The sequence below is a fragment of the Hominimerdicola alba genome (assembly GCF_900112155.1).
Taxonomy (GTDB): Bacteria; Bacillota; Clostridia; order Oscillospirales; family Ruminococcaceae; genus Hominimerdicola; species Hominimerdicola alba_D.
Genome location: NZ_FOKQ01000004.1, coordinates 1 through 16,201, shown reverse-complemented (window position 1 = coordinate 16,201; position 16,201 = coordinate 1). Strand labels below are relative to the sequence as shown.

16 protein-coding genes are annotated in these 16,201 nt (G+C 42.6%); 6 read left to right on the top strand and 10 right to left on the bottom strand.

Annotation, left to right across the window (positions count from 1 at the left end):
- Positions 1-105: 105 nt before the first annotated feature.
- From BM265_RS03205 to BM265_RS03175, 8 genes are all read right to left on the bottom strand, one after another.
- Positions 106-987: an ABC transporter ATP-binding protein gene (locus BM265_RS03205; RefSeq protein WP_074960027.1), complete on the bottom strand. Its 882-nt coding sequence runs from the start codon at positions 985-987 to the stop codon at positions 106-108.
- Between the two features lies 1 nt (position 988).
- On the bottom strand, positions 989-1,363 hold the full coding sequence (locus BM265_RS03200; RefSeq protein WP_074960026.1) for a GntR family transcriptional regulator: 375 nt from the start codon (positions 1,361-1,363) through the stop codon (positions 989-991).
- Positions 1,364-2,069: 706 nt separating this feature from the next.
- Positions 2,070-2,687 (bottom strand): ABC transporter ATP-binding protein, encoded by a 618-nt coding sequence (locus tag BM265_RS03195; RefSeq protein WP_074960025.1) that lies wholly within the window; start codon positions 2,685-2,687, stop codon positions 2,070-2,072.
- Positions 2,684-4,684, bottom strand: coding sequence for a hypothetical protein (locus tag BM265_RS03190; RefSeq protein ID WP_074960024.1), 2,001 nt, complete (start codon positions 4,682-4,684; stop codon positions 2,684-2,686). The genes BM265_RS03195 and BM265_RS03190 overlap by 4 nt, the downstream gene beginning before the upstream one ends.
- Positions 4,685-4,706: 22 nt before the next feature.
- Positions 4,707-5,363, bottom strand: a complete 657-nt coding sequence (locus BM265_RS03185) for a hypothetical protein (RefSeq protein ID WP_143098659.1) — start codon at positions 5,361-5,363, stop codon at positions 4,707-4,709.
- 55 nt (positions 5,364-5,418) lie between these two features.
- Entirely contained in the window at positions 5,419-5,706 is a 288-nt protein-coding gene (locus BM265_RS19660) for a hypothetical protein (protein WP_143098658.1), read from the bottom strand.
- Positions 5,707-6,332: 626 nt separating this feature from the next.
- On the bottom strand, positions 6,333-7,097 hold the full coding sequence (locus BM265_RS03180) for a type III pantothenate kinase (protein ID WP_074960022.1): 765 nt from the start codon (positions 7,095-7,097) through the stop codon (positions 6,333-6,335).
- Between the two features lie 216 nt (positions 7,098-7,313).
- Positions 7,314-7,940 carry an ECF transporter S component gene (locus BM265_RS03175; RefSeq protein ID WP_074960021.1) on the bottom strand — a complete coding sequence of 209 codons (627 nt, stop codon included), beginning with the start codon at positions 7,938-7,940 and terminating at the stop codon, positions 7,314-7,316.
- Between the two features lie 569 nt (positions 7,941-8,509).
- Here BM265_RS03175 and BM265_RS20340 point away from each other — a divergent pair.
- Positions 8,510-8,803 carry a hypothetical protein gene (locus tag BM265_RS20340; RefSeq protein WP_207646944.1) on the top strand — a complete coding sequence of 98 codons (294 nt, stop codon included), beginning with the start codon at positions 8,510-8,512 and terminating at the stop codon, positions 8,801-8,803.
- Positions 8,804-9,001: 198 nt separating this feature from the next.
- Positions 9,002-10,330, top strand: coding sequence for a family 43 glycosylhydrolase (locus tag BM265_RS03165; protein ID WP_074960019.1), 1,329 nt, complete (start codon positions 9,002-9,004; stop codon positions 10,328-10,330).
- 94 nt (positions 10,331-10,424) lie between these two features.
- On the opposite strand, the gene BM265_RS03160 is transcribed toward BM265_RS03165, so the two are convergent.
- On the bottom strand, positions 10,425-10,895 hold the full coding sequence (locus BM265_RS03160) for a divergent PAP2 family protein (RefSeq protein ID WP_242940757.1): 471 nt from the start codon (positions 10,893-10,895) through the stop codon (positions 10,425-10,427).
- Positions 10,896-11,078: 183 nt separating this feature from the next.
- Between BM265_RS03160 and BM265_RS03155 the strand changes: the two genes are divergently transcribed.
- The 4 genes from BM265_RS03155 to BM265_RS03140 all read left to right on the top strand — a co-directional run bounded on the left by BM265_RS03155 (position 11,079) and on the right by BM265_RS03140 (position 15,839).
- On the top strand, positions 11,079-11,834 hold the full coding sequence (locus tag BM265_RS03155) for an N-acetylmuramoyl-L-alanine amidase (protein ID WP_074960017.1): 756 nt from the start codon (positions 11,079-11,081) through the stop codon (positions 11,832-11,834).
- Positions 11,835-12,188: 354 nt separating this feature from the next.
- Positions 12,189-13,280, top strand: a complete 1,092-nt coding sequence (locus BM265_RS03150) for a serine hydrolase (protein WP_074960016.1) — start codon at positions 12,189-12,191, stop codon at positions 13,278-13,280.
- A gap of 124 nt (positions 13,281-13,404) precedes the next feature.
- Positions 13,405-14,847, top strand: coding sequence for a hypothetical protein (locus BM265_RS03145; protein ID WP_074960015.1), 1,443 nt, complete (start codon positions 13,405-13,407; stop codon positions 14,845-14,847).
- Positions 14,848-14,993: 146 nt separating this feature from the next.
- Positions 14,994-15,839, top strand: a complete 846-nt coding sequence (locus tag BM265_RS03140) for a leucine-rich repeat domain-containing protein (RefSeq protein ID WP_074960014.1) — start codon at positions 14,994-14,996, stop codon at positions 15,837-15,839.
- 94 nt (positions 15,840-15,933) lie between these two features.
- Here the strand turns inward: BM265_RS03140 and BM265_RS03135 are convergent, their stop codons facing one another.
- Complete coding sequence (locus BM265_RS03135) at positions 15,934-16,155, bottom strand: transposase (RefSeq protein ID WP_431767983.1); 222 nt, start codon at positions 16,153-16,155, stop codon at positions 15,934-15,936.
- Positions 16,156-16,201: the final 46 nt, after the last annotated feature.

Genomic DNA, 16,201 nt, shown 5'->3' with positions numbered 1-16,201 from the left:
ACATTAATGAAAAGAAAGCATCCAGTAATAGTATCAAAAATATAAATAATCTATTTCTGACCCGTTTCATCCTGAAGCTTCTGAATATCAATGAACGGTACATTCTCATATCAACCACTCCTTATCATAACGGTGAACATAGAACAGCATTATATCATCGATGCTTGCAGAGTCGATCACGCAGTCAGAACACTCTCTGAGAGCCTTTTCCTTGTTATTCACCATGATCTCTGCACCAAAGTTATTCATACGTATGCTGACGATATCATCAGGGTCGATCTTTGTCATTCTATCAAAGCCGCACTTGATGATACCGTGGCGCTCGATGATATCGTCTTTGTATCCGGTAAGAAGTATCCTGCCTTTATTGATGAATGTGACCATATCCGCTATCTTTTCAAGATCTGAGGTGATATGCGATGACATGAGTATAGAACGCTCACCGTCCTGAAGATACTCCATAAATATGTGAAGAATCTCATCACGCACAACAGGGTCAAGACCTGCTGTCGCCTCGTCCATTATGAGCAGCTCAGCATTATGGGACAGCGCACAGGCTATCTGGAGTTTCATTTTCATGCCCTTTGAAAACTTACCTATCTTCTTATCGTAAGGCAATTCAAAACGATTGATGTAATTACAATAAACAATATTGTTCCATTCCGGATACATTCCTTCAAATATCTTTGCTATATCCTTCGCTGTGAACATATCGTGAAAAGGCAGATCGTCAAAAACTACAGCTATACGCTTTTTTATCTCTGCTTCGTCCTGCACATGGTCAAGTCCCAGCAGACGTATCTCTCCGCTGTCGATCTTGGTGATATTCAGCATACTGCGTATTGTGGTGGTCTTGCCCGCACCATTTTGTCCTATAAATCCCATTATACAGCCTTTAGGGACATCAAAGCTGATATTATCCAGACCGAAGTCCTTATAATTCTTGCTCACACCATGTACTTCTATGGCGTTTTCATACTCATTCATTTTATTCTCCTCCATTTACCAGGTCAAGAAGCTCATGAAGCTCCTCCATCGTGATACCTACCTTGCGTGCTGTATCACTTGCCTCCATAAGCAGAGACTCCACACGTTTGATCTGCTCCTCACGATATATCTCCATATTCTGAGCCTTAACAAAAGAACCCCTGCCCGTATATGACTCGATAAAGCCATCTCGTTCAAGCTCTTCGTAGGCTCGTTTTGTTGTCATGAAGCTGATACGAAGTTCAGTAGCGAGGAGACGCATTGATGGCAGCGCTTCACCCTCACCGATCTTTCCTTCAAGTATCAGCGTCTTTATCTGGTTCGCTATCTGCAAATAGATAGGTTCACCCGATGAGTTACTGATGTTGATATTCATAATTTACTCGTGCACTCCTTGTGGTCATATCACTTTGATCTACATTCCGGACTGTAACATCAAAGTCTAAATTGTATAACTACTATGTATACAATTATATCGATTACGTTACACTTTGTCAAGAGGCATTTGTAAAGATTTTAAAAATAAGATATTTGTTTTTTGTAAAGAACACATCGTTGAATACGGTTATAAATAACTTTTGTTGATACAAAGCGGTAATTAAAGATTTGATTTTCAGCAACTGTTCGTCCAGGTTTGAATCAGCGAAAATAACGCTTAATCTAGGAAGCCTCCGGAGTGCTTTTCTTTCACTAGAGGAATTTGTAAGAGAATCCAAGAAAATGCTATGTAGTCCCGATCATTTTGAATTCAAAAATGACTACTTCATGTTCAATGATAAGTACGCATTATCTTTACTGGTTTTGCTGAGTTTGAACGAGAAATGATATTACAAAGCTACTCGTTCTTGTGAACATTTTGACGTTGAAATGATATATTATGGTTATACGCCTCCTTTCGGTTTGGATCAATCTCGATATATACATACGTTCGGTTACGTAACAGCTTATAGCACGAATATTCTGATTTATCAATAGCTTATCGAAAATTTGTTTTTTTATTGCATAAAGAAAAGAGCCCACATAGAGGCTCTTTTCAAAATCATTTTAGTATATTAATGAATCAATCAGCTGTAAGTATCACATTATGCATTATCAAGCACAATCACACGTTTTCCGACTTTTTTCAAGTCCTCGTCATGAGTTACCATGATGACTGTTTTGCCTTTTTCATTAAGCTTTTTCAGTATATCGATGACAGTGTTCGCATTATCCTTGTCCAGAGATCCCGTAGGTTCATCGGCAAGGATTATATCGCACTTCTTTATCATAAGTCTTGCCAGTGCGACACGCTGCTGCTCACCGCCCGAAAGCGTAAACACTTTTTCGTTCTTTTTAGAGAGTAAACCGACTTCTCTGAGTGCTTCATCGATTGAAACTTCTGTCCTGTTTTTCTTTGCGACCATTTCAAGATTTTTTAGCACTGTTTTGTTCTCACTGAGGGCAAAATTCTGAAACAGGAAGCCCACCTTTTCACTGAAATACTTTACTCTGTTGTAATTCTTGGTTATATCCATTCCGTCAACGATTATACTGCCGTTTGTGACTTTTTCAATACCGCCGATCATATTCAGCATCGTGCTTTTTCCGCAGCCGCTCTTGCCAGAAAAAACTACAAACTCACCGTCTTTTATATCAAACGTCAGACCACTGAAAAGGATATTCGTACCAAATGCTTTTGTGACATCTTTCAGTTCTATCATAGTGCGCCTCCTTTTAATTCTTTAAGTGTGTTGCGTTTTTCGTCAAGCTTTGAAGAAATGATCAATGCTGACATTTCCAATGTGAATAGTATCGGCACCGATATCATCAATGATCTTTGTGAAGCAAGACCGACCTTGGCTATCACCATATATACTATCAATGCTGAAACTGAAAGTGTCCCTACAAAAGCCAGCATCAGACCAAGATACCGTGATACCATGCCTTTGCCCAGTATTTTCGATACAGCACGATCTCTTTTGTGAACGTTTATATCTACGGTAAGTGTACTTATAACGATAGCAAGATAATACACAAACGCTGAAACATTCATTAGTATGAAAAGTATTATAATGGATGAGTCTTTTCTGACATGATCTCTTACAACCGAACTGCATGGTACAGACTCTGTCATCAGCGATACTATCATGCTGCTTTTGCGTACTGATTCAGCTGCTTTTCTGTCAGCCGCCACAAAAAAGCTTTGTCTGCCAAAATAATCAAAATTAGCGGAGTGAGCTGCATACACTATTACAGGAGAATCAGTCACATTAAGGATCAGATTTGAACCAAGACGTTCTTTTACTAAAAGGTCTGTACCCATAAACATGGCCTTATCATAGTTTTTCCATGTTACATCAAAAGTGTATTCCGAACTTTTATTGTCAAGCCATTCATCCACTATACTACGCTGAGTATTGGAGTAATTGCTTGGCAAATAGATTGTCACACCCTCGTGTTCAGGAACTATCCCCGTTTGTTTTTCAATATACTCTCCCATCATATCTGATGCCAGAAGCACATTATAGCTGTATCCGTTATTAGGTGCTTTTTTGGAATATGACATTATGTCACCCATAAAGAATACACCATACTTCTTATCCATACAGCTGATAAGTTTTTTCTGGTCTGCTTTCCTTTTGTCATTAAGCTGTCCAAGTCGGTCATCTTCAGGATCAAAAGAGCTTTGTTCATATAACTCTTGTTCCATTGAAGTCCACAAAGGACTGCCATACATTGTCACATACGATATATTTCTTGACATCTCGCCAAAATCTTCTGCACATTTTTGTTCTTCTAACTGCTGAGAGAAAATGTCTGTCAAGCTAAGCATAAATATCAGTACTGCACATGATGCAACTTTCAAAATATAATTGATATATATATAACCGGCTGCACCGTTCTCGCTTTTCAGGGTCGAACATACATCAGTAAGGTAGAGGCTGAAAAAGATCAGCCCATTCATAAGACATATACTCAGAACAAATATGACATACGTATTTATTATCATTGTTACTGCCGTAATATTATACAACAATAACCCTGTCAGCAGAGCCGTTATTGTAAAGACGATCGAATCTTTCAGAACGATAACTGCGATCTGTCTGATAAGACTGTTGCCAAGTGTCAGTTTGATGCAGACCTCTTTCTTGGATTCAAAAACATCGTATATCGACATCAACAATACCAGCGATGTACATATTATCCATATTACAGTTGTGTGATCTTCTGCTTTTTGAGGAAGACTTAAAGAAAATTTGTATTTTTCCGAAAGCTCATCGCATAACTTATACGCTGTATTTTCGTCTGAATAAAAGTATATATCATATAACGAATAATCTCTTGATACAATATTTTTAGCTTCGCTCTTATCTGTTATTATCAAAGAATGTCTGCCGCTTATTATTGTATTATAAGTACAGTCATGTAAACCAAGATATTTTTTTATCTCATCTTCACTCGAATTTACACAGACCCAGATATCATTATCAGTATCTGCTTCTTCATTTATAATATAAAATGCACGGACATCATACTTTTTAAATGTCTCTGCAATATCATTTTCTATCTGTTCAGTATCATAGCAATAATCAAGTGAAATACAGTTCATTTTTTCACTGACATTATCATATAAGTAATAATATGCAGGCTCAGCACAGAATATGATGAATATCACAGCCATCATAACGAAAACTGTATATTTAATTATTTTAATCAAGTATTATGACCTCCCATACAAGTCAGACGATACCATCAAGTATTACATATCTCATCTCATCATACAGTTCTTTGATATCTGGCTGAAGCTCATCAAGGATCTCGCGATCCTTTGCTGTAAGCGGGAAGTCGTCATCTTGTATATAATGTCCGTTCTCGTCTATATCGAAGAATAAAGCGTCAATGGTATAGCCATCACTTTTCCTTGAATAATTAGATGTAACATGATATCCCCAATTACCGTCTTCATCAACCTTGACATAAAAATCAAAAGCATATATGTAGTCATTTGAGGAAACTGTCCAGCAGGCATTCTTGTTAACTACACAGTTTGACATAAGACATATTTGAAAATTAAATTTGTCTTTTGTTGGTTTGTAAACTAAAAAGTCGATAGAGTCACCTTTGTATTCATATTTGAGATGTGCTTCAACCCCAACATCGCCCTGTTCATAATCTTCTATATTATTTTTTTCTATAAAAGGATAATAATACCTATCCATATAAGCCAGCCACTTTTGGTGTCTGTGATATTTATATATCGCAAAAACTATTCCCAAAATGATTATCACCGAAAATACGATGACAAGTTTCTTCTTTTTATAACGTGTTTTTTTTATGTTTACAGCTGTACTGCTGTATTTAGATATATGTTCTTCCATCCATTTATCCTTTTCCAAAAATATATTTCGGATACCGCATTATTAAGCGGTATCCGAATCATATTGTTTCTATTTATGCTTTTTTGTATTCATAATAACCGTAAACTTTGATGGTTTTACCCTTCATAGTTTTAGGTCCAACCTGACAAGGATCCCAATACAGATCATCCACAGGTTTATCATCACCATGGTATGTTTTACTGTTTATCCACATCGAAACAGTACAGGTATCCATTTTATATCGAGGGGAATAACCATAACTTTTTTCAACAGGTTTGTTTTCAGCTGTTACTCTATCTTCAAATAAAAATGAAGTTGTAAAAGCATAGAGATCTCCACAATGAACAGATGTATTATTCACAGATTTATTGACAGAACAAACACAATACTTTCCAGGGTCAGATATTTTTTACGCTTATAGAACCCCAGCCGGATAACGATTTTGCATTTACAGGCATTGCAGTGATCATAGATACTGATACAGCTGTAGCACATATAGCTGCACCTATTTTTTTCATTTTAACTTTTAAACTCTAAATTTAATTTATTTTCCTTTGCAAAAGAATGATTTGTTAACTAAAATAGTATATCACCAATCACATATAATGTCAATAGTACATATACAAATATCAAAATAATAGTGCAGTATACATATAAGAATAGATTAATTAGCTTGATAAGCATGAAATTATCTTACTTTTTTCTTAACAATGTTTTAGTGAGTAATTATTAATGTGATTAGGGTGATGATAACAGAAAACATTAAAGCCATCGAATGTCAATTGAAATGCAGTTCGATGGCTTTAATACTATTATTATGACCCGCTGTATCGTCTGTATCAGTTGTTTTGGTATGGATAGATTACTTCTTTTGCGCTAGTCAGATAAAGCTCAGTTCGCGTTATAGTTAGTCTGATGCGCAGGTTTGTTGCCGCGTTTGATTTTAGCAAAAGCTCCCTATTGGTGGTTTTCCGCCGGTTTATTGTTTCAGATATTTTTCTTATAAATAACGTTCAGACCTTTCAAAAGCAGGTCTTCATCAAGGATGATATCCCTGCGACAGAGAGGTACTACTGTGCCCGCGAGCCCGCCTGTGGCTATTACCGTGCATTTCTGTCCCAGCTCTTCTTCGATGCGCTCTACCATGCCGTCGATAGCGCCTGCATTGGAGTACATAAGACCGCTTTTAAGGCAGTCAACGGTATTGGTGCCTATTACGTGCTTTGGCTTTTCAAATGCGAATTTCGGCAGCTGTGCCGTGCGGGAAATGAGGGCTTCGGACGAAACTGCCATGCCTGTTACTATCATTCCGCCGAGGTACCGCTTATTTTCGTCGATGACGGAAAGGGTGGTAGCTGTGCCCATATCTATTATTATCATGGGGGCGGGGTACTCGTTGATACCTGCAACGGCATCGACAACAAGGTCGCTGCCCAGCTGGGCGGGGTTATCTATCACGATGGAGAGCCCTGTTTTCAGCCCGGGACCTATCACCATTGGTTTAACGCCTATGAGCTTGCGTACAGCCGCGGAGAAAGTCGCGGTGATGGTGGGAACGACGGAAGATATTATGGCGCCGTCTATCTTATCGGGGTGGATATCGTGCATCTCCATGGCGGTCTTGATATTTGCGGCATATTCAAGGTCGGTGGCGAGCTGATTGGTGTATATCCTCTCGCAGAAAAGTATTTTGTCGTCCTCGATACAGCCGAGAACTATATTTGTATTGCCTACGTCTATTGCTAAAAGCATTGGTATGCCTCCTTGTTTATCAATGGCTATCCCTTTAGCACATCACTTCATACGCCGGTACAATAATAAATATTATTTGCGCTGATAAGTCAACTATAGTTTATAATGGTGTGGCAGCGGGATAACCGATACGGTGTTTGTGCCTTAAACATTTTAGCACAAATACGCTGATAAGTCAACAGAAAAAAGGACGGCTGAATGCCGTCCTTTGATATATCAGTGTGCTGATGCTTTTTTCTTGGGTGCGCTGATAAATCCTGCTTTTGAAAGTGCAAGCGCAACGGCTGAAGTAATAACTGTGCAGGATATCCACTCGATAGCCACATTCAGTGTAACAACAGCTATTATGAACAGCACAAGGTTCTGATGACCCTCCATGCCCTTTACGGTCTCAGAATCGCCAAACATCATCAGCAGTGTGCTCATGAAGAATATGGTGTTCAGAAATGCAACGCTGAAACCTGTGATGCCGCCGGATATGGGCGCGGGTACCTTTATGGTCTTCAGAACTTGGGCAATAGTACCTGCGAGAAGTCCTACAAGAATTCTGGGGACTACACAGAGTATCACAGTTCTGACAGCGCTTATACTAACGAGTGGTGCCAAAAACGCACCAGGGGTTGTAAAAGCAGCGATAGCACTGGTTATGCCGAAAGAAAGTCCTGCAAGTGCACCGCCCTTGGGTCCCAGTGCGAAAGCTGCAATGCTTACGGGGATAGTGACGAGTGCAATTTTAAGAGTAGCTGTTTGGATATAGCCTAAGGGGCTAAGACCCATAATGAATATGATAGCGGTCATGACACCCATGAGTACCAGATTATTAGTCTTGTTTGTTCTTTTCATATTTTATTCCTCCTTGTTAATATCCCGCTATGAGGGGCGGGTACATTACAAACGGGTGAAGGCTCTTCCTTTCACCGATGATATTATAGCACATATCTCCCGAAAAAGCTATATATTTTCGTATATTAATATTTACGAATTTTGATGACGCGGCGGTTACAGGGTTGTGCATAATGTCAGCGCTGAGAGTGCGCTGAATAGGGGTTTCGGAGAGTTTGCGACAGAGCGGGGGCGGAGAGATATCTGAAAAATAATCGGCGGGGATACTTGCAAACATCTGCGGGATATGGTATGATACAAGGGTAGGACAGTGGCTTAAAAACGGCAAGGCAAAAGCTTACGTCCGGCGTGGGGAGCGGACGGTGACTGCATTGAATGTTACAAGGTGATTATTTATGTCTTTAGAAAAATATGTTGAGATCAAAATTAGTAAAGCAAACGATCTGATAGAATACTTGACTAATGATCTATATTGTTCATCAAACAATTCTATATCTCATCGAGTTGATAAAAGAATAGGTGATATTTACACATTCGCCAACGATAAGATAATCGCAACTATGAGTTTTATGGAAAAGATCGATGTTGAAATGCTAAAAGATGATTATGATGTTGACGTTAATTTTTCAATTTCATTTGAAAGCTGCGCAGATATTAATTCAAACGAAAGTATTCTTTACTTTATTGAAAAAATAATAAATGATTTTGAATCCGACCTGGTCTATATGCCAAATTTTGAAAAGGCGATAATAATTAAGCGTCACGGCATAATCAAGTTAGATGATGCATTTGATCATTACTGCGGTATAGGAATGAAAAATGAGTTTCAGAAACGTTTGGGATCACCCTATATAAATTTGTAAGATTATAGCAAAGTTGAGAAGCACCACAGCAAAGCAAGAAGCCCACAGCCGACACAGTCGCTGTTAGCGCCCCTTGACCGTAGTGAGTGAGCGAGGAACGAGCGAACGAACGCAGGTCAAGTGTCCAACGGACGCGAAGGTCTTGCTGCGCAGAGTGGTATGGGGGACTCCGTCCCCCATTTAGATAGGAGGTTAAAAATGGCTAATCCGATATTGCCTTTATGGGAGTACATACCTGACGGTGAACCGAGGGTCTTCGGGGATAGGGTATATCTTTACGGGTCGCATGACAGGGTATCTTGTGATAAGTTTTGTGATTACAAGCTGAAAGTGTGGTCAGCATCGATAGATGATCTTAATAACTGGGTGTGTCACGGTGACAGCTTCAGGACTAAGGATGGCGGGGAACGTCCCGCGGATACGGACTGGACGAGGAACGAGTGCTATGCGCCCGATGTTATCGAAAAGGACGGAAAGTACTATCTGTATTCGTATATCGTGGGTTCTAAGGGGGCTGTGGGTGTATCCGACAAGCCCGAGGGTCCTTTTAAGGCGCTGGGACAGTATATATACGGTGAAGATGTTGAAGTCGGGGACGACGGTATCTTCAACGATGCGGGCGTGCTGGTGGACGATGACGGTCGGGTGTATGTGTACTATGGTTTCGAGGGTTCACACATGAACGAACTCGACACTGCGGATATGAGGACGGTCATCAAAGGAAGCCATATGCACCCTGTTATGCCCGATACGATGGATATTCCAGAGGAGAGGAGATTTTACGAGGCTAGTTCCCCCAGAAAGATAAACGGCAGATACTATCTGATATATTCGCCGAGAAAGGGAAGCAGACTGGCTTACGCCATGAGCGATTCGCCCAGAGGACCTTTTGAGTACAAGGGGTACATCATCGACAACGGCGTTGACTACCCTGCGGGGAACAATCACGGGTCGGTGGCTTGCATAAACGGTCAGTGGTATGTGTTCTACCACAGGATGACCAACAATACCATAATGTCCCGCCGCGCCTGCGTTGAGCGTATCGAGATACTTGAAGACGGCACTATCCCGCCTGTTGAGATGACTTCCCTGGGATTTGAGAAGTCCCTTGACCCTTATAAAGTAACGCCTGCGGAGATAGCCTGCGTGCTGAAAGGCGGATGCTTCATCACGGAGAAGGATATCTTCACGAGAGTGATAACGAACATCACCGAGGGCAGTGTGTTCGGGTACAAGTACTTTGATTTCGGCGAGGATTTCACAGGGGACAGCATGACTCTTGCAATGAAAGTGCGTGGCATGGGTGTGAACTGTCGGGTGAAAGTACTGCTTAATGCCGAGGACGGCGAGGAGATAGGCGAGCTGGCTATCGGTACGGCGGACGGCGTTTACAGGTGCAAGGTGAAGAATATCACAGGCAGACACGCGGTGTTCTTCAAGGCATATCACGGTATCGAGGGCTGGATGAAGCCTGCATTTGACAGCAGATACCTGTTTGAGGCGGAGAGTTTTTGTGTTTTGAAGTAGGGGGTATCGACGAATAGAAGCGCGGCAGAAAACTTGCGACCCAACCAAACTATGCCGCGTTTGATTTTAGCAAAAGCTCTATTCCTTGGCATTCTCAGCGCAGAAAAGCATTATATACTATCAGTGCGTTCACTATGCCCATGATGATGCCTGCGGCTACTTGTGCGCGGGTATGACCTACGAATTCTTTTAGCTTTACTTCGGGGAGTTCCTGGGAGGTGAGAAGTTTCAGGGTCTTCTGCATCTCGTTGAGTATGGTGGACTGTTTGCCCGTTTCCAGGCGGACACCGCTGGCATCGTGGCAGACCACCACTGCGACTATTCCTGCAATGGCAAATTCCACGGAATCAAGCCCTTTGACAAGACCTATGGTGGCGGCGAGAGATGTCACGGTGGCGGAGTGGCCGCTGGGCATACCGCCGTCGCCGAAAAGTCGGGTGATATCAAGTTTTTTATTGACTATGGCGTGTATTATGGTTTTCAGCACCTGTGCTTCAGCCCATGAAGCCAGGGCGGTCAGTACGAAGACATTTGAAAACAGGTCGGTAAGGTATTTCATGTTCATCAGTCCTTAGGTTAAAATCTTTATATAGTATAGCATATTTTGCAGAGGAAGTAAAGGCAGAATAGTATTCACTAAATGAAAAATCGGATAATTAATGGTGAATAATTAGGATTTGGGTCCGGGGGCGTATATTTTGTTTTTGAGAGCATATTATTCTATAAAGACAAAACGGGAGGGACTGACATGGAACGGATGAAGATGAAGAAGATAGCTGTTTGCTGCGGGGCTTTTGCGGTGCTTTGCGGGTCGATATGGGCGGGGGACGTTGTCAGCGGCAGGGCTATGGACAGGGTAACTAAGGTTTCTGCGGCTGAGGGAATTGTGCGGCCTCAGGTGGTGCTGGATGCGGGTCACGGCGGTGCGGACGGCGGCTGTGTTTCGGTGAACGGCGTTGCTGAAAAGGGGCTGAATCTGGATATTGCCCTTACTGAGCGGGATATGCTGGAAGTGCTGGGATTTGAGGTCACGATGACGAGAGAGGACGACCGCTCGGTTTACGATGAGGGGATAGAGGGGCTGGGAAAGCAGAAGCGATCGGACATGAAGAACAGGCTGGCGGTGTTTGACAAGTGCGGCGGGGTGGCTGTTTCGATACATCAGAATCAGTTCACGGACAGCAGATACAGCGGTGCGCAGGTGTTCTATTCACGGAGAAACGGCAGGGGAGAACGTCTTGCGGGGGCGGTGCAGAGGCAGTTTGTTGCGCTTTTACAGCCCGACAACGACAGGGAGACAAAGGCTGTGGACGATGAGCTTTATCTGCTGGACAGGACGGAAACCCCTGCGGTAATGGTAGAGTGCGGATTCCTTTCAAATCCTGAGGAGGCGGCTAAGCTGGAGGATGCGGGATATCGGCGGCAGGTGGCTTTTGCAATAATGTCGGGGATAATGAGTTATCGCGGGAGTGAAGTTGGTGAGAACGGGGAAGTTGGCGGATAGGCTTGTGGGCGTATTTTTGGACTGTAAGTTGCTCGGGCTCTTCCGGAATGAGTAGGATTTGGTTTATGAAAATTTACTGAGTAAATAATCGGACAAATTATAGTATAGGATAAAGATGGGGTATCGTCTGCGGGAAACTTTTGGTTCGGGCGCGGGCGGTATTTTTTCTATATTTATTGGGGAAAAATGTCGTTTTGTGTTGACTTTCGACGGGGGATATGGTATAATATTTTTATATAAATGGCAGAGGATATCTCTGTCGGGACGAACGGCTCGGTGTCGTTTTTAGCTGTTCGTTTTTTGGAATTGAATGCAGACAGGCGCAGTACTGCGCTTTTATAAGGTAGGGTAGGTATGGAATTAAAAAGAAAGATAGGGGCGCTGTCTGCTTTGGTGTGCGCGGGGGCTATGCTGCTTTCGGGATGCGGCGCGGACGTCAGCGCTTCGGATATAACTCAGAGTGACGATAAGGAGTTATCCACGGAGGAGACCGCGGAGCAGACTGCGGAGGAGGACAGTGCGTCGGTGATATCGACGGCTGACTCTGAGAAAGCTGAGACGGATACGGAAGGCAGTGAAGTCACCGAATCGAAGAAGGAAGAACCTCAGCCGCCGAGAGAGTCAGAGGAATGCACTGTGGGCGGCGGTTACTGGTTCACGGTGAGCGATTTTGACAAGGTATACTCAAACAAGGAGCTGGAAAAGTGCTTTGACAGGCTGCAGGAGATTTGCAGCGAGGCGAATTTCCATATGGCGTTCTCTTTCAAGAATATGGATACAGGGGCGTATGTCGGGTACAGGCAGTACGATCAGTTTATGACCTGCAGCTGTGTAAAGGCGCCTTTTGTGAAATCTCTGCTGGCAAAGGGAATCGACCTGAAAGAGAAGATCCCGCTGACCACTAAGTGGGAGGGCGATTACGAAGGTATCGTGAATGAGGAGTACGGCAAGGAATTCACGGCGAAAAAGCTTATCGAGTACACAATTCTGGACAGCGACAACACGGCTTATCAGCTTTTATGCCTGAGATACGGCGCGGGAGATTTCAATAACAATCAGTATGCCATAGGCTCGAACTATACTCTGGGCTACAATGCGGAGTGGATATTCACCTACTGCAGCAGCGACGATATGATGAAGGATTATGAGGACATCTACCGTTTTGCGAAGAAGAACAAGGACGGCAAATGGCTCATAAAACTGCTTAGCAAGGCACATCTGAACATACAGATAGGCGCGGCGCTGGGTGACAAGTACAAGGTGGCGCAGAAGTACGGTTCGGATTATCAGGAAGAAGCTTTCAACGACTGCGCCATAGTTTATGCGGATTCGCCTTTTGTGCTATGCATAATGACGGAGCAGTATCCCGAGACGGAGGAGAGCTGCAAGGTCTTCAAGGATCTGGCGCTGGTATTTGACGATATCAATTCGCTGATAGCGAAATAGTCCGTAAATTGCGGATAGAACGAAAATAAAGCCCGATGATCTTCGGGCGGGGGAGCGCATCGGGGTGACGGTGTCACTTATGATGTGGTGATATTTTCACCAAACGGTGGAATGGAGGTTTTTTATGAGCGATTACAAGGTATATTCGGTACACATGGGCAAGGCAAAGTGCGCTGTTGATCTGGGTGACGGTTCGGAAAGAGGCGAGTATGTAGATCAGGATTACATTCTCCACAAGCTGGGCAGACCCCACAGGAGCATAAGCCTGATGTACTGCTATTATCCTCTGGATAAGGAGTTCCCGGGCAGGATATCGGAAGTTATGAAAGATGCTGATGTTAAGTTCCAGTGGGATTATCCATATGATGATTACTTCACCTACAAGGGCGGACTTGAGGGCAACAGAGATGACGAGCCTTTCACCTGTATGAGGGATATAAGACGGCACGGACAGGACGTTACACTTACTCTGACTGCCGATCCTAATATCTCGGACGAGCAGATACGTGCTATTGCGGAAGACCTGAGGACTTTCGGCAGAGTATTCCTGAGAGTCAACCACGAGAACACGGGCAACTGGTTCAGCTTCAACAAAAGGGCGACCTATCAGGAGGTTGCGGATTTTTACTGCAAGTTTGTGAAGATAGTTCACGAGACAGCGCCCAATGTTCAGATGGTGCTTTGCACAGGCGGTATCGAAGACCCTAAGTCTGATAAGATAGTTATGGAAAAGGAGTTTGCCCAGTCCGTAAAGGATACGGATATCTGGTCGGTGGACAAGTACATGGCACTGCACTGGGGCTGGCCTTTTGATGTGGCGCTGAGAGATCAGGAAAGAAAACAGTACAAGCGCGACAAAGTCGAGATGACCTACAATATGACAAAGAGAAGCTATGAGCGATTCAAGGTGATAAACGGCGGTGTCAGCAAGCCCATGGTAATGAGCGAGTTCAACGCGGACGGCGATGTTACGGGTGCTTACGATCAGGCTGTGATGGTAAAGGGCTTCTGCGATATGCTTAAAGAAGACCCTGAGCTGTGGTTCAGCGGATTTACTTTCTATCAGTTCCGCGACAGGGGAAGACTTGGTCTTGAGATAGAAGACCCCAACAATCAGAATGTGGGCATCGAACAGCCTGTAATGAAGACTTACAGGGAGCTTATCCACGATGATTTCTTTAGTCCCGAGATGAAGCGCGGCGGGGAAGTCAGCTTTCCTGCAAAGCTGAGATGGGGAAATTCCGAGGATGCTGAGGGTCTGGAGATACCGATACATTTTTATGGCGACCCACATTTCTGCGAGCTGACCTTTGAGGACGAGAGCAATCTGATGATCGAGATAAACGGCAAGTGGTTCTACAAGTCGCCGAAAGCAAAGGTCATCGACCTGATGAGCGCGTTCTATGAGAACAGACTTGAGGGTGATGCGGACCTGACGCTGAGGATATTTGCACCTCCCGCAAGCGGCGAGAATGATCTGAGTGCTGAGGACGGTATGTTCAACAGCTACCAGACCATTGAGAAACTGCCTAAGATAAGGATAGAATATGAGCCGGTGGTGCTCTGATAGGTGATTTTTAATTTTATTATATGAGCGCAGTATTTATCGTACTGCGCTTTTTTGTGCCGGGTCGGGGCTGTGTGTTGATTTATTAACAGTTTTTTGGTATAATAGTCAGGGTAAGATTTTAAGAGAGAAAGTCGGGAAAATTTATGAAAAAGAAGCCGGTTATAATTGCTGTTTGCGTTTTAATTGTTGTATTGGTGAGGCTGTTTACGCCTTATCTGGGAAGACCGTTTTTGATATATTGTCATGGTGGTCAGAATGGGGATGAGGATTTTTATCTATCGAGCAAAGTTAATAAGGTAGTGATCTATTCATCTGATGATCCATGTATAAAATTTTTACGATATTGTACTGCACTTGAAAAACTAGAAGTTTCCGGTATAATTTCAACGATCGATATCAATGATATTGCGAATCCAAATATAAAAGAACTGTATATTTCCGGATATGGTGTTAACTGGTCAGGTTTGAACAAATGTACAGATTTGAAAGAATTGCTCCTTTCCGTTTGCGATTTTAAATCTACCGAAGATATATCCGAATTAAAAAATTTAGAATCATTGAGTATCTTTAGACCTAAAACAGAAGTGTCTTTAGACAAATTGAACGAACTGAAAAACATATCTTATCTTGAGATCAATTGTACGAATGATATTGATTGTGAAGATTTTTCGCAGCTGGAAAAACTGGATAAATTGATACTTGCCAGCGAAGGAAAAATAACGGGGCTAGATAAAATTGATAGTGTAAAGATTTTGTCATTGACAATGCATCAAAGCGATCAGAATATCTCCCGTGACATTAACTGTGAAGATTTTGCGCAGATAGAAAATCTGGAAGCGCTGTCTCTGGAAACTGACGGAAAAATAATCGGACTTGATGGCAGTAGCTTTGATACCCTTAAACGTCTTAGGGTCTCGGAAAATCAGCTTTCCGATGAGGTCAAGGAAAATCTTAAAGAAAATGGTGTTTATATAGAATACCTAGAGTAAGCTGAGATATCATAAAAGAAATAACTCCCTCACCTCATAGTGAACCGAACCACTTTGTGCGTACAGCACAAAAAAGCCCCTATGGATAATTAAATCAAGCAACGAACTGGCTTCGCAATTCAAGCGGAGTCAGTTTTGTTTTGAGTTGAATACGCTGGTGATTGTAAAAGTAGATGTAATCATCAATGAGCTGCCGTGCTTCATCAAATGTCTTTATCTTCGTCCTGTAAATGCATTCGGTTTTGAGTATAGAAAAGAAATTTTCTGCTAAAGCATTGTCATATGGGTTCCCACGTCTTGACATTGACGGCGTAATGTGGTATCTTTTAGTTAGGTTAAAATACGGTTGTGAAGTGTATTGA

Excerpts from the sequence above, each read along its gene's own strand:
- BM265_RS03205 (WP_074960027.1), bottom strand. The coding sequence starts at position 987 with ATGAATGAGTATGAAAACGCCATAGAAGTACATGGTGTGAGCAAGAAT.
- BM265_RS03200 (WP_074960026.1), bottom strand. The coding sequence starts at position 1,363 with ATGAATATCAACATCAGTAACTCATCGGGTGAACCTATCTATTTGCAG.
- BM265_RS03195 (WP_074960025.1), bottom strand. The coding sequence starts at position 2,687 with ATGATAGAACTGAAAGATGTCACAAAAGCATTTGGTACGAATATCCTT.
- BM265_RS03180 (WP_074960022.1), bottom strand. The coding sequence starts at position 7,097 with ATGCTTTTAGCAATAGACGTAGGCAATACAAATATAGTTCTCGGCTGT.
- BM265_RS03175 (WP_074960021.1), bottom strand. The coding sequence starts at position 7,940 with ATGAAAAGAACAAACAAGACTAATAATCTGGTACTCATGGGTGTCATG.
- BM265_RS20340 (WP_207646944.1), top strand. The coding sequence starts at position 8,510 with ATGGAAAAGATCGATGTTGAAATGCTAAAAGATGATTATGATGTTGAC.
- BM265_RS03165 (WP_074960019.1), top strand. The coding sequence starts at position 9,002 with ATGGCTAATCCGATATTGCCTTTATGGGAGTACATACCTGACGGTGAA.
- BM265_RS03160 (WP_242940757.1), bottom strand. The coding sequence starts at position 10,895 with ATGAACATGAAATACCTTACCGACCTGTTTTCAAATGTCTTCGTACTG.
- BM265_RS03155 (WP_074960017.1), top strand. The coding sequence starts at position 11,079 with ATGGAACGGATGAAGATGAAGAAGATAGCTGTTTGCTGCGGGGCTTTT.
- BM265_RS03150 (WP_074960016.1), top strand. The coding sequence starts at position 12,189 with ATGGAATTAAAAAGAAAGATAGGGGCGCTGTCTGCTTTGGTGTGCGCG.
- BM265_RS03145 (WP_074960015.1), top strand. The coding sequence starts at position 13,405 with ATGAGCGATTACAAGGTATATTCGGTACACATGGGCAAGGCAAAGTGC.
- BM265_RS03140 (WP_074960014.1), top strand. The coding sequence starts at position 14,994 with ATGAAAAAGAAGCCGGTTATAATTGCTGTTTGCGTTTTAATTGTTGTA.